Source organism: Marinobacter sp. DUT-3 (assembly GCF_050379435.1).
Taxonomy (GTDB): Bacteria; Pseudomonadota; Gammaproteobacteria; order Pseudomonadales; family Oleiphilaceae; genus Marinobacter.
This window is the reverse complement of sequence record NZ_JBNRMG010000003.1, coordinates 606891-631397: the sequence shown is the minus strand read 5'-3', so window position 1 is coordinate 631397 and position 24507 is coordinate 606891. Positions and strand designations below refer to the sequence as shown.

Below are 24507 nucleotides of genomic sequence, written 5' to 3'. Positions count from 1 at the left end.
CACGCAGCTTACCCGCCAGGCATATCTGTATTGCCATGCACCGTCAGGTAAAACGTTTATGAGCATTGCGCAACGATTGATCACCAGAAACATGCAAGCCCGGCCGTTGGCAAAAGGCATCACCCTCGCCCTGATGCTGGCCATGCCGTTTTCAGTCTCTGGCGCTATCGATCGGGACGCACAGTACGAACCTGTCACTCCCACGGTAGAGCAGGCGCGCGCCAATATACTGATCGCCCGCCAGCTTCAGTTCACCCATTTCCGGGATCTGGGCATCAATGATTCCCTCTCCGGTGATGTCTTCGATGCCTACCTGGACTATCTGGATGGCCAGCGAATCTACCTCACCCAGGAGGACATCCAGAAGTTTTCGGCAATCCGCATGGGGCTCGGTTCCGCCCTGAAGACCGGGCAACTCCAGCCGGGGTTTGATATTTACAACCTGGTCCAGCAGCGCATTATTGAGCGCCTCAACTTTGCTCTCGGACTTATTGACGAGGGCATCGACAATCTCAACTTCGATGCCGAGGAAACCATTCTCCTGGATCGCTCAGGGGCCGAGTGGGAACCCAACAAAGAAGCCCTGGACGAACTCTGGGTGAAACGAGTCAAGAACGCCGTTCTGGCGCAGCGACTGAATGGCTCAGACGACGAAGCCATTAAAGATAGCCTGCGCCAGCGCTATGAAGGCCAGCTCAAGCGTGCCTACCAGGCCCGCAGCGAGGACGCATTCCAGGCCTACATGAACGCCTTCGCTGGCATGTGGGACCCCCACACTTCCTATTTTTCACCGCGCACCTCCGAGAACTTCAACATCAACATGAGCCTGTCCCTCGAGGGTATTGGCGCGGTGCTACAGTCCGACAATGAATACACCAAAGTGGTCAGACTGGTTCCTGGCGGCCCCGCAGCCAAGCAGGGCCAGCTAAAACCGGCGGATCGCATCGTCTCCGTGACCCAGGAAGATGAAGAAAAGCCGGTCAACGTCATCGGCTGGCGCCTGGATGAAGTGGTGGACCTGATTCGCGGTCCCCGGGAATCCACGGTGACCCTGGAAGTTGTTCCCGCCAGCGCCACGGACGAAACCGTCACCAAGACCATCGCCATCAAGCGCGACAAGGTAAAACTGGAAGAACAAAGCGCCAGCAAGGACGTTATCGAGCTTGACCGCGGCGGCGAGAGTTACCGTATTGGCGTTATTAACATTCCCACTTTCTATGCCGATTTTCAGGCCATGCAGGAAGGCGATCCCAACTACAAGAGTACCACCCGCGATGTCCGCAACCTGATTGAAGAACTCAAGGAAGACGGCGTCGACGGGGTGGTGATGGATTTGCGAAACAACGGCGGCGGTGCATTGCACGAAGCCAATGACCTGGTGGGCCTGTTCATCGATCAGGGCCCCACGGTGCAGATCCGCAATTCCAATAACGACGTGCAGGTCCTTACCGATGAAGACCCCTCGGTAACCTACGACGGCCCGCTGGTCGTGCTGGTCAATCGCATGAGCGCGTCTGCCTCTGAAATCTTCGCTGGCGCCATACAGGACTATGGCCGCGGCCTGGTCGTCGGTTCCCAGACCTTCGGCAAGGGCACCGTACAGGCAGTGCGCCCGCTGAACCACGGTCAGCTGAAAATTACCCAATCGAAGTTTTACCGGGTATCCGGTGGCTCCACACAACACAAAGGCGTCATCCCCGATATCGAGATTCCGTCCCGGGTCGATAAAACCCGCATTGGGGAAGATGCCCTTGATCACGCCCTGCCCTGGGATCAGATAGAGGCAGTCCCCCACGCCCGGTATTTTGATTTCAGCGGCATTATCGACGAACTGCGCAAGCGCCACGACGAGCGCTTTGAAACCAGTCCGGAATTCCGCCTGTTGCAGCAGGAAATTGATTTCCTGAAGGAACAGCGGGAAATGGAATCCGTTAGCCTGAACCATGAACAACGCAAGGAACACCAGTCCCAGATCGAGCGCACACGGCTGACCATCGCCAATGCACGGCGCGAGCTCCGTGGTGAAGAGCCGTTCGACACACTGGAAGAACTGGATGACTGGCAGGATATGCAGGCCGCAGATCTCGACAGCACCGATGAAGAGCTTGATTTCATCATCCGTGAGGGCGGCCATATCATGGCCGACATGCTCGAGCTGGACCAACGCATGGCGTCTATCCTGAACCCCAGGCAAATCACTGCCCAGGCGCGCTGAGAGCAGCGCCTGGCGCCCGACCAACAAGGCCATCAATGACCGCCACAGACGACGACCGCAAGAAAGCACAGGCGCTTCAGGGCATGCTTATGGACGCCATGCATGCCATGAAGTCTCTGGACGAAGTGGAAGGCCTTGAACAGGGGGCGGAGTCCCGGGATCAGAGGTCCCTGGTGAATCGCATTACCGGCATGACCGGCTCTGCCCTGCGTTTCGCCGCTCGTTCGACCGACACCTCCCTGCGTGTCGGCAAGGCGCTGATAAACTCCCAGGACCAGTTGCGGATGATGCTGACGGCCGGACAGTCCCTCAAGGACATCCGCGAAGTCGCCGGGCTGACATTGTCGGAAATGAGCGAGGCGCTGAATCTCAAGGACAAGTCTGTCCTTGAGGCTGTGGAAAATGGCACCGCCACCCTGTCATTCGAGCTTATTCTGCGACTTGCCGCGCTGATTGCCCGCAACGACCCGATCCCCTTCATCCTGCGCACCACCCGTAACTACAACCCGGAAGTCTGGCAAATCCTCAACGACTGGGGCATCGGTCGGCTGCCGTTACAGTTCGAGCGGGAGCGGGAATTCATCAACATCTTCCGCCGCCATGACGACGCCCGGAACCTCTCGGACGAAGGGTTCCGGAAAGTCCTTGAGTTCACCCGGCAAAGCTTTGAAATGTCCCTGCATTTCGTTGAGGAACAGGAGCAGAAGGTCGCTGAACTCCGGGATAAGTACGAAGACTCAGCCGAATAGCGCGCGCATTCCGGTAATATTGGGGTTATGGACTACGCCCTTCTCGGTCACGATGGCGTCGATCAGACTGGCCGGGGTGACATCAAAGACCGGATTGAACACGCTCACGCCTTCCGGTGCGATGGGAACCCCTTTGATCTGCCTCACCTCACTGCCCTCGCGCTCTTCAATGGGAATGTCCTGCCCCGACGCCAGAGCCATATCGACGGTGCTTGAAGGCGCCACCACCATGAATCCAACCTTGTGGTGACGCGCCAGCACCGCCAGGCTATACGTACCAATCTTGTTAGCGACGTCACCATTAGCGGTGATCCGGTCCGCGCCCACCACAACCCATTTAACATCGCCCCGGGCGAGAATCGCAGCGGCTGCACCGTCTGCATTCAGCGTGACAGGAACCCCCTCCCGAGCCAGCTCCCACGCCGTCAGGCGGCTGCCCTGAAGCCAGGGGCGGGTTTCATCGGCGTACACCCGCTTCAACAGTTTTTCCTCATGAAGGCGGCGAATAACCCCCAGCGCCGTGCCGTAACCGCCGGTCGCCAGCGCCCCGGTATTGCAATGGGTCAGCACCGAAAACGGCGTTTCCGGAGCCATGAATTCCAGGGCATGGTCTGCCATGGCCAGATTGGCCGCAAGATCATCCTCATGGATGCGCACCGCCATCGCCGAAAGGCGCTTGACCGCCTCATCCAGCGAATGGCAGCCATGGAACTCCTGCTCCATGATCTGCAGCGCCCAGAACAGGTTGACCGCGGTCGGACGCGACGCCGACAGTTCACGAATGGCCTGTTTTATTTCCGCCTGCCAGTCGCCACCACCGGCATGGCGGGCGGCCAGGGCCACGCCATAGGCAGCACTGATGCCAATGGCGGGCGCGCCACGTACCACCATATCGCGAATACACTGGGCAACGCCGGATGCGCCTTCCAGCGTAATCCAGTGCTCCTCCGTCGGCAGCAGCCGCTGGTCCAGCAACTCCAGACTGCTTTCATGCCAACGCATGGCAACGGTACCAATTGCACGGTTTGCAGACGGCTTGGAAGACTTCGGCATCAGTGAGCTCCGGTAGATTAAATCCATAACACAGGCCCGCCAGTATACCCACGTTAACGGGGGATTCTCAGCCCTGAATCCAGGGTAGTTCTCCGGGCGGTGGCTGGTTATACTTTCCGGCTACATTCTCCGGGATCTGATCATGGTGACAGACGCCCGTACCGCACCCAAAAGGCAGGGTAAATGACGGCAGATACCATTACTGCAGCCGATATACGCATTAACGCCCGCTGGCTCGTTCCGGTGGAACCCGCTAACACCGTACTGCACAACCAGGCCGTTATCATCCAGGGCGACCGGATTGCAGCGGTGGTATCCCGGGAAGAGGCCGACGCCCGCTTCCGGGCCCGTGAAACCATAGACCTGGACCAGCACGTGGTTTTGCCAGGCCTGATCAACATGCACGGCCACGCCGCCATGTCACTGTTCCGGGGCATGGCGGACGACCTGCCGCTGATGACCTGGCTGAACGATCATATATGGCCCGCCGAGGGCGCCTTTGTCAGTGAGGAATTCATTGCCGATGGCACTCAACTGGCCATGGCCGAAATGCTGCGCACCGGCACCACTACCTTTTCGGACATGTACTTCTTTCCGGAAATAGTTGCCCAGATGGCCCACGATGCCGGCATGCGGGCGCAGGTCTGCTTTCCCCTGCTGGATTTCCCGACCCCCTGGGGCTCCGGCCCGGATGAGTATCTCAGCAAAGGGGCGGCCTTTATCCGGGAATGGCAAGGTGATGAATACATCATGCCCGCCATTGGTCCCCACGCGCCCTACACGGTATCCGATGATCCGATGACGCGCGCGGTGGCACTGTCTGCCGACACCGGAGCGCCCATCCAGATTCACCTGCATGAAACGGCGTTCGAGGTAGCGGATGCGCTGGAAAAGTCAGGCAAGCGCCCCACGGCCAGGCTCGCCGAGCTGGGGGTACTCGGTGCCCACACCCAATGTGTGCACATGACCCAGATCGACGAATCCGATATCGCCTTGCTGCAGCAGACCGGCGCCCATGTAATCCATTGCCCGGAATCCAACCTCAAGCTCGCCAGCGGGCTGTGTCCGGTGCATAAACTGGCGGAGGCCGGCATCAACGTGGCCATCGGTACCGATGGCGCCGCCAGCAACAACAACCTGGACCTGTTCGGGGAAATCAATACCGCCGCCATGGTGGCCAAGGTTGTCGCCGATGATGCCTCCGCCCTGTCTGCCCATCAGGCCATTGCCATGGCCACGATACAGGGTGCCCGGGCGTTGGGACGGGACCACGAACTGGGCTCGCTGGAAGCCGGCAAACTGGCGGATGTCATCGCTGTTGACCTGAGCGATCCCTTCCTGCAACCGGTTTATGATCCGGCTTCCCATCTGGTTTACAGCAACCACGGTCGCCAGGTCAGCCATAGCTGGATCAATGGCATTCCCCAGGTTCAGGATGGTCGGCTGACCCGAATCGATGTGCCGGACCTGATGCTCAGGGTACAATCCTGGTCTGACCGGATTCGTAACCAATAAGACAGGCACTCCCCCTGGCCGCCACCGTATTTTCAATCAGGCAGAACCGACTATGAGTAACCATAACGTAGACCACAACGAAATCGCCAAGTTCGAGGCCCTTGCCAGCCGGTGGTGGGATCCGACCAGCGAGTTCCGGCCGCTGCATGACATCAACCCGCTGCGCCTGAACTACATCGACGAACGTGCGCCCCTCGCCGGCAAGCGGGTGCTGGATGTGGGCTGTGGCGGCGGCCTGCTGTCAGAGGGCATGGCCCGGAGGGGCGCCCACGTCACTGGAATAGACATGGGTGAAGCCCCGCTGTCCGTGGCCCGACTGCATGGCCTGGAAAGCGGTATCAAAGTGGACTACCGGCAAATCACCGTGGAAGCCCTGGCGGCGGACCCGGAGCACGCCGGGCAGTACGATGTGGTGACCTGCCTGGAAATGCTGGAGCACGTGCCCGATCCGTCATCGGTCATCAAGGCCTGTGCGGCCATGCTCAAGCCCGGCGGCCACCTGTTTGTCTCCACCATCAACCGCAACCCGAAGTCGTTCCTGTTTGCCATTGTTGGTGCGGAATACGTGCTGGGCCTGCTGCCAAAGGGCACCCATGAATGGCGCAAATTCATCCGTCCGTCGGAAATGTCGGATCACCTGCGTCACGCGGGGCTGGACGTCCGTGAACTCACCGGCATGACCTATAACCCCGTCACCAAGGTTTACCGCCTCGGCCGTGATGTGGATGTGAATTACATGATGCACGCCCTGGATACCCGGGAAGGTGACCCACAACCGTGAACCAGCAACCTTCAACCGTACTGTTCGACCTGGACGGCACGCTGATAGATACCGCACCGGACTTCATCCGCTGCCTGAACCTGTTGCGGGGCCATCACGGTATGGAACCGCTGCCGCCGGAAACCATCCGTCGTTCCGTGTCCAACGGCGCCCGTGCCATGGTTCGTGTCGGTTTCGGACTGGAGCCTGAACACCCCGACTACCTGGAAAAACATACCGCGTTTCTGGACCTCTATGAGGAAGGCGTCGCCGTTGAAACCAGCCTGTTCCGGGGCATGGATACGATTCTCCGCGATCTTGAGTCCCGGGACATCCCCTGGGGCATCGTCACCAACAAACCGGTGCGCTTCGCGGCGCCCCTGGTAGAGGCCCTTGGCCTGGCGAAACGTTGTGCCGCAGTCATCTGCCCGGACCACGTCACCCACCGCAAACCCCACCCCGAAGCCCTTCACCTGGCTTGCCAACATATAGGAGCCGATCCGGCTAAGGGCATCTACGTAGGCGATCACGAGCGGGATATCGAAGCAGGCCGCAATGCCGGCATGACAACCATTGCCGTACGTTATGGCTACATTGAAGAGCCCGAAACGGTTGACCTGTGGCAAGCAGACCTCATCGCCGACACCGTCCAGGACCTGGCAAAACTGTTACAATAGCCCCATTCAAACGTTGGACCCATCGGTTTCCCAAATCGGAGACAGGTTATGCAAGATTATCAGGCACCGGCAGATCTGCTGAAAGACCGTATCATCATGGTGACGGGCGCCGGCAGCGGTATTGGTCGTGTGGCCGCCAAGACTTTCGCAGCCCATGGCGCGACCGTGATTCTGCTCGGTCGGACGGTGTCAAAGCTGGAATCCGTATACGATGAAATTGAAGCCGCCGGGCACCCCAAGCCGGCCATTGTGCCCCTGAACCTCGAAGGCGCGGCGGTCAAGGAATACGAAGAACTGGCCATGACCATTGAAGACAACTTCGGTCGGCTTGATGGTTTGCTGCACAATGCCGGCATTCTCGGCACCCGCAGCCCGGTGGAAATGTATGACCCCGAAACCTGGAACCAGGTCATGCACGTCAACGCCACTGCCCCATTCCTTCTGACCCGTGCCGCTATTCCATTGCTGCGCAAGTCCACCGACGCCTCAGTGGTGTTTACCTCATCAGGTGTCGGCCGTAAGGCGAAGCCATACTGGGGAGCTTACGCGGTCTCGAAGTTCGCCCTTGAAGGGCTGAGCCAGCTGCTGTCAGAAGAACTGGATGACGAGCGCCACAACGTGCGCGTCAACAGCCTGAACCCCGGAGCCACCCGCACCAATATGCGGGCCCACGCCTACCCGGCGGAAAACCCTCAGCAAAACCCGGCGCCGGAAGACCTGATGCCCATCTACCTGTACCTGATGGGTAAGGACAGCGCAGGCGTCAATGGCCAACAACTGGACGCCCAACCGAAATAATGGAACTGCTGTTTTACACCACATCCCAGTGCCATCTGTGTGAACTGGCGGAAGCCCTGCTCGTAAACACTCCCATGCCGGCCCCGATCCCGGTCGATGTGGTGGACATTGCCCAGTCCGAGGCTCTGGTGGAGCGTTACGGCACCCGTATTCCGGTGTTGCGCCGCAACGACACCGGCGCCGAATTGGACTGGCCGTTCACCCGGGACCAGTTACTGACTTTTCTGCAATGAGGACAGCCTGACATGTTGATGGTTATTTCCCCGGCCAAGACCCTGGACTACGAGAGTCCACTGGCAACTGAACACTTCAGCCAGCCGGATTTCCTCGATGATGCCTGTGAACTGGTGGACCAGCTGAAAACCCTGGAGCCCCATCAGGTCAGCAACCTGATGAACATCAGCGACAAGCTGGGACAACTGAACGCCGAGCGTTTCCAGCAATGGCACACGCCATTCACGCCGGAGAACGCCCGCCAGGCCATTCTCGCCTTCAAGGGCGACGTCTACACCGGGCTGGATGCCGAAAGTTTCAGTGAAAAAGAGTTCGAATTTGCCCAGAAACACCTGCGCATGCTGTCCGGCCTGTACGGTGTGCTCAAACCCCTGGACCTGATGCAGCCCTACCGGCTGGAAATGGGCACCCGGTTCGAGAATACCCGGGGCAAGGACCTGTATGCATTCTGGGGCAACCGGATCACCGACGAACTGAACCGGCTGCTGGCTGAGGATGACGGTGCGCTGGTCAACCTGGCTTCCAACGAATACTTCAAGAGCGTTCGCAAGAAGGACCTGAAAGGTCGGCTGATCACCCCGCAGTTCAAGGACTGGAAGAACGGCCAGTACAAGATGATCAGCTTCTACGCCAAGAAAGCCCGCGGCCTGATGTGCCGCTACGCCATTCAGAACGGCATTACCCAGGCGGACGATCTGAAAGGCTTCAACCTTGATGGTTACTACTTCTGCGAAGAGCAGTCCGACCAGGACAACTGGCTGTTCCTGCGGGACGAGCAGTAACCCTGTCAGCATTTCCGGAGCATTGAATGAACGAAGCAGTGTTTTCCCAGATTGCCATGCTGGTACTACTTACCGGCCTGATTATCTGGATGGGCTTTATCGTCTGGGATCTCGCCAAGAAATCCCAGGCAGGCCGTTTTGGTACCATCGCCCTGTTTACCGTACTGGGCGCGGGTGTTGTCGGCTTTATCGTGAAAACCGTTCTGGTTGAAATCATGCAGCTGTAATGTGACGCCCGCGCCGCCACTTTACGGCCACTGACCGGTGGCCGTATCATCCCTTTCCCATTTTGAAACTCTGACAAGGATCGACCCTGATGTGGTTTCGTAATGCCCGTGTATTTCGATTTACCAAGCCCTTCGATATTTCCGCTGAAGCTTTGGAAGAAAAGCTGCAGAACGATGGATTCAAACCTTGCGGTCCCCAGGAAACCACGCGCCAGGGCTGGGTTCCGCCACTGGGCAAACACAGCGACATGCTGGTGCACAGCACCAACGGCTACCATCTGGTCGCACTGCGCAAGGAAGAGAAAATCCTGCCTGGCCCTGTCGTAAAAGAGTTGGTCGAAGAACGCGCCGAAGCCATTGAAGCCGAACAGGGGCGAAAGGTTCGCCGCAAGGAAAAGGACGAAATCAAAGAACAGGTGATGCTGGAAATGCTACCCCAGGCCTTTTCCAAGAACCGCCGCTGCTTTGCCTACCTGGCACCGAAAGACGGCGTGCTCGTAGTCGATGCCGGCTCCTCCAAGCAGGCCGAAGACCTGGCGTCATTCCTGCGTAAGAGCCTTGGTTCCCTGCCCGTCAGGCCGCCTGCGGTAGAACAGGCTCCGGCCTTCACGTTCACCGGCTGGCTGAATGAGAGCGTTGACCTGCCATCCACCATCGAACTCGGCAGCGAATGCGAGCTCAAGGATCCGTCCGAGGATGGCGGTGTTGTGCGCTGCAAGGGTCTGGACCTGCAGGCCGACGAAATCCGCAACCATCTGGATGCCGGCATGCAGGTAACCAAGCTGGCCGTCACCTGGGACGACAGCCTGTCATTCGTGCTGGATGAGGAACTGGGCATCCGCCGGCTCAAGTTTGGCGACACCCTGCAGGAGAAACTGGACGACGTGGATGCGGATGATGCCGCCGCCAGGTTCGATGCGGCGTTTGCGCTGATGACCCTGGAACTGGCCAGGCTCATTCCGGGCTTGCTGGAAGCCCTGGGTGGCGAGGATCGCTCGGCGATTGTCGAGGAAGCCTGAAGCCTAGTGTCCCGTCTGACTGTCAGTGGGAGCTCTTGAGCAGCCGCTCCCGCTGCCAGTCCTTATCCGGCTCATTCAGCACCAGCCGCAAGTCCATCACTTCCTCTTCCATGTTGTACTGGACCTCGAACCCGAGATGTTCTGCCAATTGCAGCATGGGCCGGTTATCCGGCAATACGTTACCGACCATTTCCACGGTTCCCCGTGACCGGCAGTAATCAATCATCTTCTGCATCAACGCCACACCGAGGCCTTCCCCCTTCATGTTGTCATGCACCATGACGGCGAATTCGCAGCGGAGATTATCGGCGTCCGTCCAGACCCGGACGGTTCCCAGGGTCTCCTCACCTTCCCCGTCTTCCCTCGGGGCATTGGCGATAAAGACCATTTCCCGGTCATAGTCGATCTGCACCATCTGGGCGACATCCTCGCGGGAGAAATGCTTCCGATACTGAAAGAACCGGTAGCGGATGGACTCCGGCGACTGCAGCTCATGAAAGGCCCGGTGGGCCGGCTCGTCTTCCGCCAGCACCGGCCGGATGATCACCCGCCGCCCGGACTTCGGCAGCATGATCCACTCTTCCAGTTCCCGGGGATAAGGCTGGATGATGGGCCGCCCGGGTTTGTCGGCCAGATCGATGGCAATGTTCACCGCCACAGCACCCTGTTCGTTAAAGAGCAGCGGGGCGATTTCCAGGCCGCGGATTTCAGGGATATCGATCACGATCTGGGACAGAGTCACCAGGGTTTCAGACACCGCCCGAATATCTTCTTCCGGTTTCAGGCTGTGTTCCTTGAGGAGCTTGTACATATAGGTGCGGCGTAGAAGCTCTCGCGCCAGCACCATGTTCAGAGGCGGCAACGCAATCTGGCGATCAGTCATTACGTTGATCTGGGCACCGGCGGCGCCACAGACCACCAGCGGGCCAAACACCGGATCCCGGGTGATACCAACGCTGAACTCAATACCGCCTACATGCTGATAGGAGCGCTGCACGGCAAAGCCGAGGAACCCGCTGCCCGGAAAATGGTTTTGATACTCCTCCATCAACACCCGACAGGAATCAATGATCGCCGCTTCGCTATTGAGCTTCTGAATGGTTCCCTTGAATCGGCGCTGCCCGGTGCTCAGCTCCAAAAACGGGTAACACGCCTGTTCGTGGATCAGCGTGATATCCACCGGACGACGCTCCACCGAAAACGCCTCCAGCACCTCTTCCACATCATCGCAATAGATGGTCTCAATGGTGTTGATGCCGTAATCCCGAATGACCTCCCGTGCTTCACGATTCGACAGATGCATCCGCCCGGAACGCATGGCCCCCATCACCACACGACGAGTCTGGGTGCGATCATCGAAATGATCGGTAAACGACTCCGGGGTTTCAGTGAGCAGACGCTGTACCCGCTGGTGACGCACATGCTGCATGAAAGCCATCACCGCTTTTTCCGGATTGAAAAACGACGGCAGCCCGGCGCGGTAAAATTCATCACGGGCATCCATTACGGTGCTCTGCCCCAACCAGCAGGTAAATACGTTCAACCGACTGCCCTTGGCGGCCTGGACCACCGCATCAGCAATCTGCAGGCTGTCTTCCGTCAGGCTGGGAGCGTACATCACCAGCACATTCGCCACCTCCGGATCCTTGGCCAGGATCTTGATGGCTTTGGCATACAGCTCCGGTGAGGCGTCGTAGTTGAGGTCAATCGGATTCTTACGGGTCCAGTACGGCGGCAGGTTTTCCGCCAGCGCCTCAATGGTGTGCTCCGACAGGTTGGCCAGCTCGCCTCCCAGATCAATCAGCCGGTCAACCGCCAACACCCCCGGGCCCACACCATTGGCCATGATCGCCAGGGATTCCCGGCGCAAGGGGCGCATCCGGGTCAGTGTCTCCAGGGCATCAAACATCTGCCCCAGGCCATCCACCCTCAGCACACCGGCGCGCTGGAGCATGGCGTCGTATATCGGATCGCTCCGTCGGAGGCCCGCCGGTAGTTGATGGGCGAACCATTCCGATTCCGGCGTGCGGCCACTTTTCACCGCGATGACCGGCTTGGTGCGGGAAGCCACCCGAACGGCCGACATAAAGCGCCGGGGGTTGGGGATATTCTCGATGTGCAGCAGGATGGCCCGGGTCTGGCTGTCCTGGGCCAGGTAGTCGATCAGATCGTCATGATCGATGTCCATGCCATCGCCAAGGGTCAGGAAGTAGGAAAAGCCCACGCCCCGGGCAAACGCCCAGTCAATGATGGAGCTGGCCACGGTGCCGGACTGGCCAATGAACGCCACTTTGCCGGGAATGGCCCCCATATGGGCGTAGGTTGCGTTCAGGCTCCGCGCGGGCACCATCAGCCCGATGGTATTGGGCCCCAGAACCCGGATTCCGGTTTCCCGCGCTGCATCCCGTACCGAATACATCAGCGGCTGGCCGGTTTTACTGTGGGTACGGGACATGCCCCCGGTCATGACGATGGCGGTGCGTACCCCGGCCTCCCCGAGCCGGCGCACCATTTTCGGCACCGTGTCCGGTGGCGTACAGATAATAGCCAGATCCGGACTGAACTCCATTTTCGAGACCTTGCGGACACAGGGCACGCCATGAACGTTGTCATAATCGTTCTGGTTGATGACCAGAAGCCTGCCGGGATAGCCGCCGCCCAGAAGGTTACGCAGCACCATGCCGCCCAGGTTGTCTGCCCGCTCGGAAGCACCGATCACCACAATGGACGATGGATTGAAGAGACTTTCCAGATAGCGGGTGCTCAAGCGTAAACTCCTTGCTGTTTTCAATCGTTGACGAGGCTATCCTTATCTTAGGCGGTTGTTTCCTGATGTAAAATGTCGATTACCCCTATAAGACCAAAGAAACACGGCAACCACCTACCATCCCTGATAATATTGGTGGAAATACAAGCATAAACCTCGCGTGCAGGACACACGCATGCAGGAAAAGAGTAGTCAGGACCCGTATGACCACAGCCTTCTTCTCTCATGATGACTACCTGAAGCACAACATGGGCCCGGAGCACCCCGAGTCGCCGGAGCGGCTGTCAGCCATCATCAGTTACCTGGCCGATTCCGGCGTTGGTGATGTACTGGACTGGGTACGCCCGGATGAAATCACCCGTGACCAGCTGCTGACGGTTCATCCTGAAAAATATCTGCACCAGCTGGACCTGATGCAACCAACCCGTGGACGCGTTTTCACCGACCCCGATACCGCCATGATGCCGGACACCTTGCGGGCAGCCCGGCTGGCAGCCGGCGCCAATATCCAGGCGGTGGACATGGTCATGAGCAGCCAGGTGACCAATGCCTTTGTCTGCGCGCGGCCACCGGGGCACCACGCCGAACGCAGCAAATCCATGGGTTTCTGCTTCTACAACAACATTGCACTGGCGGCGATGCGGGCGCTGAACTTCCATCATCTGGAACGGATCGCCATCATCGATTTCGACGTTCATCAGGGCAACGGCACCGCTGACATCATTGGCGGTGACGAACGAATACTGATGTGCTCCAGCTTCCAGCACCCGTTCTACCCGCACTCCCACGTACACCGTCAGCCGGAAAACATCGTCAACATTCCCATTGCCTCCGACTGTTCGGCACTGGACTACCGCAAAGCCGTAGAGGCCGGATGGCTGAAGAAGCTGCAGGATTTCAGGCCCCAGGTGGTCCTGGTGTCGGCGGGCTTCGATGGCCACCGGCTTGATCCGATGGCCGAGCTGAACCTGGAGGTGGAGGATTATCGCTGGCTGACGGAAATGATCACCAGCGTCGCCGGTGACCACGCCAATGATCGGGTCATCTCAACCCTGGAAGGGGGCTACCACCTGAGGGCATTGGCAGAAAGCGTCAATGCCCACCTGGAAGTACTGAGCGCCGTTAACTAGCCGGAATATCCGGCTTCATAACCATTGGCCTGCTGAAGGTCGGGCCGTTCGCCCAGACGCTGCAGGCGAATGGTGGCACGCCGGTTATCCGCCGGGCGCCCGGAAGCCGGGTACTGGTCGGCGTGGGCGCGGACAGTGATCAGATCCTGGGGAATCCCTTGCCCGATCAGGTAATCCGCCACGGCATTGGCCCGCTCTTCCGACAGGGCGCGATTATCAATGCGACTGCCACTGCTGTCGGTGTGACCATCCACAAAGATACGCTCCACCGTCGAATCCGCCTGCACATAAGCCACGATGTTGTCCAGCAACTCACGGTCGCCGCCCGACAGACTGGTACTGCCGGCACGAAACGGGATTCGAGAGCGTTTGATCTGGTCGTAGTTAACCGGTAGCAGGCTGGCGGTACAGGCACGATAGCTTTCGTACTGACCGGCGAAATTGATATTGGAAACCCGTACCCGGACCGGGCTTCGGTCATACCAGGATTCCCGCGTGACGGTCGGGGTCATGCCATCAAGCAGACCCCGGGCAATCACCATGGCCTGGCGTGAGCTCAGCGCGACTGGCCGCCGGCCCTCACCGACATTGACCGTCCCCACTTTTCGTGGCGCCGCCCCCGGACGCCAGGCCGGTGCTTCCACCACCAGGCTGCCCCTGCCCGGACGCATCAAGGCGGTATCCGATTCAAGGTAAAACGACAGCTCCTCCCCGGCCTTATGACGGAAGACGGCGCGGCCATAACCGGGAACTTCATGCACCATGGCGCATTCAAACACCGACTCCGACACGTACCACTGGCTGTTTTCGATACCGGCGCCAAAACTGGACGGCAGGGCTGTACCACTGATCCCCATCAGCACCGTGAGGGCAAATGCAGCTCTATACGGGAGCAAGGTTGCTAGTCTGACCATGGCGTCTATCCGTCAGTATCTGGGTTTCTGACCGTTTAACGGCGGCATGATTCGTTTCTTTAGCCTTTCACCGGAAACAATCGTAAACGGCATCTGGTATAATCCCGCCAAATTTTCACCGGCATCTGCCCGAGCTGACCTGGAACTGGAATCGCCGCATGACCGAACAACTGACCATCACCCGCCCCGATGACTGGCACCTCCACGTCAGAGACGGCGCCGTCCTGAACGATGTGGTACCGGCCACCGCCCGGTGCTTTGGCCGCGCGATCATCATGCCGAACCTGGTGCCACCGGTGACCACGGCCAGCGATGCCATGGCGTACCGCCAGCGCATCCTGAGCGCAGCTGGCGACACCCCGTTCGAACCGCTGATGACCCTGTACCTGACCGAGTCCACCTCGGCAGAGGACATCCGCGAAGCAAAATCCGCCGGAGTAGTCGCCGCCAAACTTTACCCGGCCGGCGCCACCACCAACTCCGCATCCGGTGTGACCGATATCCGCAATATCTACCCGGTACTGGAAGCGATGGCTGATTGCGGCATGTTGCTGCTGGTCCACGGCGAAGTGACCGATGGGGATATTGATATTTTCGACCGGGAGAAGGTGTTCCTTGAGCGTGTACTGGCGCCCACCCTGGAAGCCTTCCCCAACCTGAAAGTCGTGCTGGAGCACATCACCACCGCTGATTCCGCCGACTTCGTCCGCCAGCACAAAGGTGACAACCTGGCCGCGACCCTGACGCCGCAGCACCTGATGTACAACCGTAACCATATGCTGGTGGGCGGTATTCGGCCCCACCTTTACTGCCTGCCGATCCTGAAGCGAAACAAGCACCAGCAGGCCCTGCGGGATGCCGTTGCCAGCGGTGACAAACGCTTCTTCCTGGGCACGGATTCAGCCCCTCACGGGCGGGACAAGAAGGAAGCCTCCTGTGGTTGTGCCGGCTGCTACTCCGCCTACGGCGCGATTGCCCTGTACGCCGGGATTTTCGAGGAGCTGGGCGTTCTCGACAAGCTGGAGGCCTTCGCCAGTTTCAACGGCGCAGACTTTTACGGGCTGCCACGCAATACCGACACTATTACTCTGACCAGGGAAAGCTGGACCATGCCAACGGAGCTACCGCTGGCAGACGGCACCATTGTTCCGCTTTGCGCCGGCGAAACCCTGAAGTGGCAACTGACAAGCGCCTGAACCAGACACCCTGTACCTTTTTACCCGTACTCTTTACCGTATTCTGGCTAATCCCTAGGAGTTTGAGTGACTGACGAAAACAAAGAACCGCATCCGATGGCCCGACGTTTCCGGGGATTTCTCCCGGTGGTTGTCGATGTCGAAACCGGTGGTTTCAATCCCGAGACAGACGCCCTGCTGGAAGTGGCTGCGGTGCTGTTGACCATGGACGAAGACGGCTGGCTGAGACGCACCGAAACCCACGTCCAGCAAATTGATCCCTTCGAAGGCGCCAACCTAGAGCAGTCCGCACTCGACTTTACCGGAATCGATCCCTGGAGCCTGGAGCGGGAAGCCGTGCCGGAGCGGGAAGGCCTGAGTGAAATCTTCAGCCCTATCCGCAAGGCGGTCAAAGCCCACGACTGCAAGCGCGCGGTGCTGGTGGGCCACAACGCCACCTTTGATCACAACTTCGTATTCGCTGCGGCCCTGCGTTCGGACATCAAGCGCAACCCATTCCATCCGTTCTCGACATTTGATACCGCCACGCTTGCCGGGTTGGCCTATGGCCACACGGTACTGGCGCAGGCATGCAAACTGGCCGGCATTCCCTTCAGCAACAAGGAAGCCCATTCGGCAGCCTATGATGCGGAAAAGACCGCGGACCTGTTCTGCGGCATCGTCAATCGCTGGAAGGAACTGGGAGGGTTTCCTCCGCCGCTGATCAGCGAGACAGAGGAATAAAACGAGTTGATAAAAAACGCCTCCCGAGGGAGGCGTTTTTTTATGTCCAACCGGACAATTACCAGTAAATACCCCGCATGATCGCCGCAAAGGCCACCTGTTCCGTGGACACCTTGGGCTTCTCGCCAGACCGGCTGCCGGCCGCCGCCGGAGAGTCCGGGAACATGCGATAACCGGTGTTCATCACGATCTCGCCCATCTTCGGCGCGAGTGCGTGCAGAACCTGGGCAAAAATACCCAGTCGGGTAGCGATCCGCTTGGGCCGGTATACAATAGCGTCCGCCACCATTTCCGCCGCCTCATCCGGAGTCAGGGTCGGCACCGAATCGTAGATCTTGGTGGGTGCAATCATCGGGGTCTTCACCAGCGGCATGTTGATGGTGGTGAAGGTAACGTTGCGATCAGACCACTCCGCCGCTGCACAGCGACTGAACGCATCCAGCGCGGACTTGGACGCCACGTAGGCCGAGAAACGCGGTGCGTTGGTCAGCACGCCGATGGAGGAAATGTTCACCACATGGCCACGACGGCGCTCCAGCATGGCCGGGGCAAAGCCCATGATCAGGCGCACGGAACCAAAGTAGTTCAACTGCATGGTGCGCTCGAAATCGTGGAATCGGTCAAACGAAAGTGCCAGCGACCGACGGATGGAACGACCGGCGTTGTTGACCAGCACATCCACGTGGCCGTGGTTGTCCAGAACGGTTTTCACGAAGCGATCACAGTCTTCCATTTCGGCAAAGTCACACTGGTAGGCGTGAACATTGCCCCCACGGGCCTCCAGGTCGGCCGCAATTTCCGCCAGCCGTTCTTTCTTGCGAGCGCCAATCACCAGGATGGCACCCGCATCGGCCAGTTTCTGGGCCGTTGCCAGACCAATGCCTGAAGTACCGCCGGTCACCACACACACCTTGCCTTCCACGGTGCCACGCAACGTACGGTCCTTGAACAGGTCCGGATCCAGGTGACGCTCCCAGAAATCCCAGATCACCGGTGCGTAATCCGGCAGGCGCGGAACCGCAATATCGGTGTCCTTCAGGACCCGCTCGGTTTCCCGGGCATCGAACCGGGTCGGGTAATTGATAAACGAAAGCACGGACGGAGGAATGCCCATGTCATCCAGCACCGCGTTGGTCAGACGCTTCACCGGTGGCAGGTTCTTCAGGCTCTGGCGGATGAACGGCGGCACAAAACCGAACATCCGCGAGTCGATGCGCATCCCCATACGTGGCGCATGACCGGCCTCACAGAAGATATTAAGGATCTCGCCCACTTTGTAAGGATCGGAATCCACCAGATGGAAACAGTTGCCGTCTTCACCGTCCAGATGAGCAATGTGATCCAGAGCATTCACCACGAAATCCACCGGCACCACGTTCAGTCGGCCACCTTCAACACCAATCGTCGGCACCCACTGCGGCAGCGCGTGGCGGATTTTCTGGATCATCTTGAAGAAGTAGTAAGGCCCGTCCACCTTGTCCATCTCGCCGGTTTCGGAATGGCCAATCACCATGCCCGGACGATAGATGCGGAACGGCACCTTGCAACTTTCACGAACCACTTTTTCGGATTCATGCTTGGTCAGCAGGTAGGGATGATCCAGCTTCTCCGCTTCCTCGAACATATCCTCACGGAACGTGCCCTTGAACAATCCGGCGGCGGCGATGGAAGACACGTGATGGAAGCAACCGGCACCCATGGCCTGGGCTGCATTGACCGCGCTGCGGGTGCCCTCAATGTTGGTCGCCTGCTGGGCTTCTTCGTCGGCGCCCATGTCGTACACGGCGGCCAGATGGAAGAAGTGGTCAATATGACCTTTCAGGGAATCCATGGTTTTGTCGTCAATGCCCAGATTGGGGCTGGTCAGGTCGCCAATAACCGCCTTTATCTGGTTCTCGTCTGCTCCCCAGCGTTCCCTCAGGGTGTCCAGCTTGCCCAGGGATTGCTCACGTACCAGCACATGTACGGTGCCGCCACGCGCGAGGAGTTTTTCTACGAGAAAACGGCCGATAAATCCGGTGCCACCCGTCAGAAAGTAGTTCATCGATAGTCCACCTTGCCAGTTGTTCAATTGTTATCTGTCCTTAAGCCCGAACGTCTACGACTAAAGTCTTAGATCATTCGGGAGCGCCGGCATTGTACTTAATTGCAACCCTCATGTATCGAACTTTTTTAGAGCATTTACTCTTGCAAGTCATTGTTTTATTTAGAGTAACTACTCTACATTTTTTCGCCGGGACAAGCGGGCACGCAGAAAGCACCGCTGAAATCGACACACTGAATTTGAGCCTAGCACAAGGTTTTGGAGCTGACCGAAAAACTGCCGGATTACCAGAAAGAAATGAAACCACCCTATAGCAATGACATAATCCGCCCATACATCCGCAACACGCGAACCACTCACTCCACACCGGATACCCGTATATGAAGAAAGACGACGCCAACGCCGAACGCTATATCGCCATCGCCCGGGCCTGCCTGAAAGCCATTAACGACACCACGGCGGATGCCGGCTCCCGCGAGGAGAAGGTCCAGGCGGTTTACCAGGCGATTGACGACGCCTTCCAGGCGGAATTTGCTGATTACCGGCAGTCCGTCGCAGTGATGGGCACCGTGCTTGAGCGCATCGCATCCGGGCAACTGGATGCTGATACAGCAGCCTCTCTCGCCCGTAAAACTCTTGACCAGCAACCAGAGAGCACAAAGAACGCAATAATCCACTGATTTCCGGAGCGAGCGACACCATGCCTTCAGGTCTGAACCTTATAGCCCGCCATTGGCGCTGTCTGTCCCAGTTGTTGACCCTGCTTCTGTTCCTGGCCGCAAGCGCCCTCACCCAGGCCGCCATCGAGCCGGTGAAAAGCCCCAATGACCGGAACAGCTACCGCTACCTTGAACTGGATAACGGCATGCAGGTATTGCTGGCATCCTCTCCGGGTTCCGATAAGGCGGCTGCCTCCATGAACGTTGCGGTAGGCAGTGGCGATGACCCGGAGGAGCGGGAAGGCCTGTCCCATTTCCTCGAACACATGCTATTCCTGGGCACCGAGAAATACCCCGATCCCGGCGAGTACCAGCAGTTCATCAAGAGCCACGGTGGCAGCCACAACGCATTCACCTCGTTCCAGGACACCAACTACTTCTTCGATATCCAGGCCGACCACCTGGATGACGCACTGGATCGCTTCGCCCAGCAGTTTTCCGCGCCCCTGTTCACCCCCGATCTGGTCGACCGGGAACGGCAAGCCGTGCATTCGGAGTTCACCTCGAAGCAAAAAGACGATGGCCGCCGGATCTATTCCGTCAGGAAAGCCATCAGCAATCCGGCGCACGCCTTCAGCCAGTTCGCAGTCGGCAATCTCAGCACCCTCGAAAACACCGATGAGCGCCCACTGCGGCCGGACCTGATCGAATTCTGGAAGAACCACTACTCATCGAACCTGATGAGCCTGTCGGTGTATGGCCCTCAATCCCTCGATGAACTGGAGCGAATGGTCAGGGGCCGTTTCGAGGCCATCGAAAACAGGAACCTGGAACCGAAAGTTCACGACGTGCCGCTGCTGGAGCCAGACCGCCTGCCGGCCGAGGTAACCGTGGATGCCCTGAAGGACCTGCGCAGCCTGTCGCTGACGTTTCCCATCCCTTCCCAGCGGGAGAATTACCGCAGCAAGCCTGCCAGCTCCATCGCCAACCTGCTGGGGCACGAGGGCCCCGGCAGCCTGTTTGATGTCCTGAAACAGGCCGGCCTGGTGGACAGCCTGTCGGCGGGTAGCGGTATGGATACCGGGACGGAATCCAGCCTGGTACTTTCCATGGCCCTTACGCCCAAAGGGCTGGAGAACAAGGACCGGATCCTCCGCCTGGTGTTCGCCTATATCGAGGACGTCCGTGAGGAAGGTATCTCGGAGGAACGCTTTGAGGAGATGAAGAACCTGGCGGAAATCGATTTCCGTTTCCGTGAGCGGGGCGAGCCAGTCAGCGAGGTCATGCGTCTTTCCAGCCACCTGCGTCATTATGACGCGACCGATGTCCTCCGGGCGCCCTGGATGATGGAAGCCTACACACCGGAAAAATACCGCGACATTCTGCAGCGCCTGACGCCGGATAATGTACTCATCACCGTAGTGGAACCGGAACCCGAGATCGAGACACCCAGCCTGACCCAGTGGTACCAGGCCGCCTGGGAACTCAAACCCGTCGATCCGTCGGTGATCGCAGCCACACCCGACAAGGCGCTGGCCAGCCAGCTTCGCCTGCCCGAGCCCAACCCGTTTGTCCCCGAAAACCTGAACATGGTCTCTGGCGCGGATATGGACAAGCCGGTGAAACTGGCTGACCAGGGCGGCCTCTCTGTGTGGTACGCCCGGGATACCCAATTCGGCACGCCGAAAGCCAATGTCTACGTCAGCATCCGCACCCCGCTGGCGCAAGCCTCCGCCCGCGGCAAGGTACTCACGCAACTGTTGGTGGATGCCGTCAACACCAACCTCAACGCCTGGGCCTACCCGGCGCAGCTGGCGGGGCTGGACTACAGCGTTTACTCTCACCTGCGCGGCGTGACCATCCGGGTGGGGGGCTACAGCGACAAACTGCACACCCTGATGACACGGATCCTGACCCAGGTGGCAGACCCGCACCTGACACAGCAACGCTTTGATATTGCCCGTCAGAATGTGATCGACAACCTGCAAAACAAGGCCAAGGAACGACCAGTCCAGCAGACGTCTGAAAAAGTGCAGACCCTGCTGATCGAAGGCGCGTGGGGCACCGACGAACGCCTCCGGGCAGCTCGGGAAGTAACGTTGGACGAGCTCCGGAACTTCGCCAGCGAACTGTTCGCTCAAACCGATCCGGTGATGCTGGCCCACGGCAACCTGAGTCAGGCGGCTGCCCTGAACCTTGCCCAGCAAGTCCGGGCAGTGGTGCTGAATGGTGCCGCGATCACCGAGGTGCCCCGCAGCACCGTACGGCAGCTCCCCGAGGGCGAGTCCGTCGTGCCGCTGTCAGTGGACCACCCGGATACCGGCTATACCCTCTACATGCAGGGAGACAATACCGGCTTCAGCGAACGCGCTGCCTTCCGGCTGCTGGGCCAGATCATCAGCAGCCCCTTCTATGAAGAGATTCGCACCACCCGGCAACTGGGCTACATAGTCTACGCCACGCCCTTTGAGATGCTGGAAACACCGGCACTGGGTTTCGTGGTTCAGTCCCCGGAAGCTTCAGGCGAGGAAATCGACCAGGCCGTTCGTGAGTTTTCCGACACATTCGAGGAACGTCTGAGTTCCCTCAGCGACAGTGATCTCGAGCGGGAGAAGCAGGCGGTGATCAGCCAACTGATGGAACAGGATCGTACTCTTGGCGCGGTGTCAGAGCGTTTCTGGCGGGAGATTGACCGGGAAGCTACAAATTTCGATTCGCGGGAACAGCTGGTCAAAGCAGTAAAAGCGGTTGACCGGGACCAACTGATAAAGACCTACCGCAAGGCTGTTCTTGACCGTGAACATGCCCTCAGAGTGGTCACCGGCGCCTCGCTGACGAACGCCAGCACCCTCGTCCAACGCATCCTGGAACAGGCGCCTGTCCCGGACGCCTGATCCCGGGTCCGCTCAGCCTGGAGACTGGTCGAGGAACCGCTGCCAGTCTTCGGGCTCATCCACGTCCCAACGGGGCGGCAACAGCCCCACCGACAGACCCAGTCCGGCCATTCCGGTGCAGGTCTGGTCCAGCACACTCCCGGTGCCCCAGTTCACGCCATCGAGCATCCCGGCGACCACCCGGCGAGCGCCAATCATCACGTACCCACCGTCATTGGACGGCCCCAGCACCACATCGCTGGTATCCAGCTCCGTCACCGCCTGCCGCACGTAATCCGGATCCACCGAGGGGCAATCACTGCCAACCACCAGGGCCTTGTCATGATCCTCCAGCACTCGGGCCAACGCGGCTTCCATTCGTTGTCCCAGATTGTCGCCCTGTTGAATACCCGTGGTGATCTGCGCCGCATCCAGCTTGGACAACACCGGGGCCGCTGCGGCGGGTGCCTGATCCAGCGGGCGATCCCACCAGAACTGAACCGGGAACCCGCTAGCGATGAGATTGTCCAGTACTTCCAGGCTCAGCCTGACATGAGCCGCCAACGCGCCACTGGCACCCAGCGCCGGCATCAGCCGGGTTTTCACCCTGCCCTCTTCCGGCCACTTGGAGAACTGCATAACCAATACTGACGACTCAGGGCTCTTGGGCATTACGAACATCCGAACGATAGGCATTTGCCAGGGATTCCGGCGATTCGCCGCGCCAATAGCGCCAGCGCAACCGCCACATCAGGAAGATAGTACGCCAGGCCCCACCCTGTTCCCAGCGTCGGCTATCAGTGACCACCGGATCGGTGACACAGAACGGGCGGGACACCAGCCTCAGCCGGGAACACAGCTCCACGTCCTCCATTAACGGCATCTCCCTGAAGCCCCTGAGCACTTCAAACACCGGGCGCTGCACAAACAACGCCTGATCACCGGTGGCGATGCCCGTCAACCAGGACCGCTGATTCATGAACCATTCAATGACACGGAACAGAAGGCGCTGGCCGCTCAACCGGACATTGAACCGCCCCCAGGCATTGCGACTGGCGTGGAACCGCTCCAGCGCCGCCAGTGCGGACTCGGGCAGGCGCGTGTCTGCATGTAAAAACAGCAGGACATCACCGGTGGCCACCTCTGCCCCGGCGTTCATCTGACACGCACGGCCACGCCCGGACGACAGCACCCGGTCACACAGGGGCTCGGCGAGCTTCTGAGTACCGTCGTCGCTACCACCATCCACCACAATCACCTGATGGCCAGCCTCACGAATCGGCGCCAACTGCTGCAGGGTAGCCGTAATGGTTGCGGCTTCCTGCCAGACCGGAACAATCACGCTTAGCCTTAGTGGTTCTCCCGGTTCGTCATCCTCACGCGATGACTGCTCGCTCATCCGCAACACTCTCCTTACCTTGAAAATTCGAGCCGAGACTCGATTACCTTTACCATAGCCATTCTAAACCAGTACAGCCGTCAGATGAGTATCACTATGCCACTGAAATACAGAATCATTCCTGTGACCCCGTTCCAACAGAACTGTTCCCTGATCTGGTGCGAGGATTCCGGGGTAGCAGCCGTTGTCGATCCGGGCGGCGATTTGGACAGGATCCGCGCAGCGGTCGAGGAAGAAGGCGTGAAGGTCGAAAAGATACTGCTGACCCACGCCCATATCGATCATGCCGGCGGCACCGCTGAACTGTCACGGTCGCTGGGCATTCCCATTGAAGGGCCTCACCGGGAAGACGATTTCTGGATTCAGGGCCTGCCCATGCAGGCACAGATGTTTGGCTTTCCGGCGCCGGAAATATTCACCCCGGACCGCTGGTTGGAAGATGGCGAGCAGGTCACCGTTGGTAACCAAACACTGGAAGTTCTGCACTGCCCCGGCCACACACCGGGCCACGTAGTGTTTTATCACGGTGAATCAAAACTGGCCCTGGTGGGCGATGTACTGTTCCAGGGCTCCATTGGCCGCACCGACTTCCCGAAAGGCGACTACAACACCCTGGTGCGATCCATCCGCGAAAAGCTGTTCCCCCTGGGGGACGACATCGCCTTCGTACCGGGCCACGGCCCCATGTCCACCTTCGGCCACGAAAAGGCCAGTAACCCGTTCGTATCCGATCATCGGGGATAAATGCCCGCGGGCCCTTGAGACACATCAAC

22 protein-coding genes are annotated in these 24507 nt (G+C 59.2%); 16 read left to right on the top strand and 6 right to left on the bottom strand.

The window, feature by feature from the left end:
- Nucleotides 1-58 precede the first annotated feature (58 nt).
- Both ACQUWM_RS08265 and ACQUWM_RS08260 read left to right on the top strand, forming a co-directional pair.
- Nucleotides 59-2215 (top strand): carboxy terminal-processing peptidase, encoded by a 2157-nt coding sequence (locus ACQUWM_RS08265; RefSeq protein ID WP_428921802.1) that lies wholly within the window; start codon nucleotides 59-61, stop codon nucleotides 2213-2215.
- A gap of 35 nt (nucleotides 2216-2250) precedes the next feature.
- The gene (locus tag ACQUWM_RS08260; protein WP_406999854.1) at nucleotides 2251-2964 is read left to right on the top strand and encodes a helix-turn-helix domain-containing protein; all 714 of its coding nucleotides are present in this window, start codon (nucleotides 2251-2253) and stop codon (nucleotides 2962-2964) included.
- On the opposite strand, the gene mtnA is transcribed toward ACQUWM_RS08260, so the two are convergent.
- Nucleotides 2953-4017: an S-methyl-5-thioribose-1-phosphate isomerase gene (mtnA, locus tag ACQUWM_RS08255; RefSeq protein WP_428921801.1), complete on the bottom strand. Its 1065-nt coding sequence runs from the start codon at nucleotides 4015-4017 to the stop codon at nucleotides 2953-2955. The genes ACQUWM_RS08260 and mtnA overlap by 12 nt on opposite strands.
- A 183-nt stretch (nucleotides 4018-4200) precedes the next feature.
- On the opposite strand from mtnA, the gene ACQUWM_RS08250 reads away from it, so the two are divergent.
- The 8 genes from ACQUWM_RS08250 to rdgC all read left to right on the top strand — a co-directional run bounded on the left by ACQUWM_RS08250 (nucleotide 4201) and on the right by rdgC (nucleotide 10029).
- A complete protein-coding gene (locus tag ACQUWM_RS08250) occupies nucleotides 4201-5532 on the top strand; it encodes a TRZ/ATZ family hydrolase (RefSeq protein ID WP_406999851.1) in 1332 nt (443 codons plus the stop codon).
- Nucleotides 5533-5584: 52 nt separating this feature from the next.
- Entirely contained in the window at nucleotides 5585-6313 is a 729-nt protein-coding gene (ubiG, locus tag ACQUWM_RS08245; RefSeq protein WP_428921800.1) for a bifunctional 2-polyprenyl-6-hydroxyphenol methylase/3-demethylubiquinol 3-O-methyltransferase UbiG, read from the top strand.
- Entirely contained in the window at nucleotides 6310-6969 is a 660-nt protein-coding gene (locus ACQUWM_RS08240; protein WP_428921799.1) for an HAD family hydrolase, read from the top strand. Before ubiG ends, ACQUWM_RS08240 begins: the two co-directional genes overlap by 4 nt.
- A 48-nt stretch (nucleotides 6970-7017) precedes the next feature.
- On the top strand, nucleotides 7018-7767 hold the full coding sequence (locus ACQUWM_RS08235; RefSeq protein WP_406999845.1) for a YciK family oxidoreductase: 750 nt from the start codon (nucleotides 7018-7020) through the stop codon (nucleotides 7765-7767).
- A complete protein-coding gene (locus ACQUWM_RS08230; RefSeq protein WP_127331718.1) occupies nucleotides 7767-8000 on the top strand; it encodes a glutaredoxin family protein in 234 nt (77 codons plus the stop codon). The genes ACQUWM_RS08235 and ACQUWM_RS08230 overlap by 1 nt, the downstream gene beginning before the upstream one ends.
- A 12-nt stretch (nucleotides 8001-8012) precedes the next feature.
- The gene (yaaA, locus tag ACQUWM_RS08225; protein ID WP_406987743.1) at nucleotides 8013-8783 is read left to right on the top strand and encodes a peroxide stress protein YaaA; all 771 of its coding nucleotides are present in this window, start codon (nucleotides 8013-8015) and stop codon (nucleotides 8781-8783) included.
- A 26-nt stretch (nucleotides 8784-8809) separates the two neighbouring features.
- Nucleotides 8810-9010: a DUF2788 domain-containing protein gene (locus ACQUWM_RS08220; protein WP_406987744.1), complete on the top strand. Its 201-nt coding sequence runs from the start codon at nucleotides 8810-8812 to the stop codon at nucleotides 9008-9010.
- Nucleotides 9011-9099: 89 nt separating this feature from the next.
- Nucleotides 9100-10029, top strand: coding sequence for a recombination-associated protein RdgC (gene rdgC / locus ACQUWM_RS08215; protein WP_406999841.1), 930 nt, complete (start codon nucleotides 9100-9102; stop codon nucleotides 10027-10029).
- A 22-nt stretch (nucleotides 10030-10051) separates the two neighbouring features.
- Here the strand turns inward: rdgC and ACQUWM_RS08210 are convergent, their stop codons facing one another.
- A complete protein-coding gene (locus ACQUWM_RS08210) occupies nucleotides 10052-12796 on the bottom strand; it encodes a GNAT family N-acetyltransferase (protein WP_406999839.1) in 2745 nt (914 codons plus the stop codon).
- A 203-nt stretch (nucleotides 12797-12999) separates the two neighbouring features.
- On the opposite strand from ACQUWM_RS08210, the gene ACQUWM_RS08205 reads away from it, so the two are divergent.
- Nucleotides 13000-13926, top strand: a complete 927-nt coding sequence (locus ACQUWM_RS08205; RefSeq protein ID WP_406999837.1) for a histone deacetylase family protein — start codon at nucleotides 13000-13002, stop codon at nucleotides 13924-13926.
- Here the strand turns inward: ACQUWM_RS08205 and ACQUWM_RS08200 are convergent.
- On the bottom strand, nucleotides 13923-14783 hold the full coding sequence (locus ACQUWM_RS08200) for a flagellar protein MotY (protein WP_428921819.1): 861 nt from the start codon (nucleotides 14781-14783) through the stop codon (nucleotides 13923-13925). The genes ACQUWM_RS08205 and ACQUWM_RS08200 overlap by 4 nt on opposite strands.
- Nucleotides 14784-14998: 215 nt before the next feature.
- On the opposite strand from ACQUWM_RS08200, the gene pyrC reads away from it, so the two are divergent.
- Together pyrC and rnt are read left to right on the top strand one after the other, a co-directional pair.
- Nucleotides 14999-16036 (top strand): dihydroorotase, encoded by a 1038-nt coding sequence (pyrC, locus tag ACQUWM_RS08195; protein ID WP_406999835.1) that lies wholly within the window; start codon nucleotides 14999-15001, stop codon nucleotides 16034-16036.
- A 66-nt stretch (nucleotides 16037-16102) separates the two neighbouring features.
- Nucleotides 16103-16759, top strand: coding sequence for a ribonuclease T (rnt, locus tag ACQUWM_RS08190; RefSeq protein ID WP_406999833.1), 657 nt, complete (start codon nucleotides 16103-16105; stop codon nucleotides 16757-16759).
- Nucleotides 16760-16817: 58 nt separating this feature from the next.
- Here rnt and ACQUWM_RS08185 read toward each other — a convergent pair whose 3' ends face one another.
- Complete coding sequence (locus ACQUWM_RS08185) at nucleotides 16818-18803, bottom strand: SDR family oxidoreductase (RefSeq protein WP_428921798.1); 1986 nt, start codon at nucleotides 18801-18803, stop codon at nucleotides 16818-16820.
- 380 nt (nucleotides 18804-19183) lie between these two features.
- Between ACQUWM_RS08185 and ACQUWM_RS08180 the strand changes: the two genes are divergently transcribed.
- Nucleotides 19184-19483, top strand: coding sequence for a hypothetical protein (locus ACQUWM_RS08180; protein WP_406987752.1), 300 nt, complete (start codon nucleotides 19184-19186; stop codon nucleotides 19481-19483).
- 20 nt (nucleotides 19484-19503) lie between these two features.
- Nucleotides 19504-22356: an insulinase family protein gene (locus tag ACQUWM_RS08175; protein WP_428921797.1), complete on the top strand. Its 2853-nt coding sequence runs from the start codon at nucleotides 19504-19506 to the stop codon at nucleotides 22354-22356.
- 12 nt (nucleotides 22357-22368) lie between these two features.
- On the opposite strand, the gene ACQUWM_RS08170 is transcribed toward ACQUWM_RS08175, so the two are convergent.
- Nucleotides 22369-23007, bottom strand: a complete 639-nt coding sequence (locus ACQUWM_RS08170; protein ID WP_428921796.1) for a TIGR04282 family arsenosugar biosynthesis glycosyltransferase — start codon at nucleotides 23005-23007, stop codon at nucleotides 22369-22371.
- Nucleotides 22991-23734: a TIGR04283 family arsenosugar biosynthesis glycosyltransferase gene (locus tag ACQUWM_RS08165; RefSeq protein ID WP_428921795.1), complete on the bottom strand. Its 744-nt coding sequence runs from the start codon at nucleotides 23732-23734 to the stop codon at nucleotides 22991-22993. The genes ACQUWM_RS08170 and ACQUWM_RS08165 overlap by 17 nt, the downstream gene beginning before the upstream one ends.
- 96 nt (nucleotides 23735-23830) lie before the next feature.
- On the opposite strand from ACQUWM_RS08165, the gene ACQUWM_RS08160 reads away from it, so the two are divergent.
- Entirely contained in the window at nucleotides 23831-24478 is a 648-nt protein-coding gene (locus ACQUWM_RS08160; protein ID WP_428921794.1) for an MBL fold metallo-hydrolase, read from the top strand.
- Nucleotides 24479-24507: the final 29 nt, after the last annotated feature.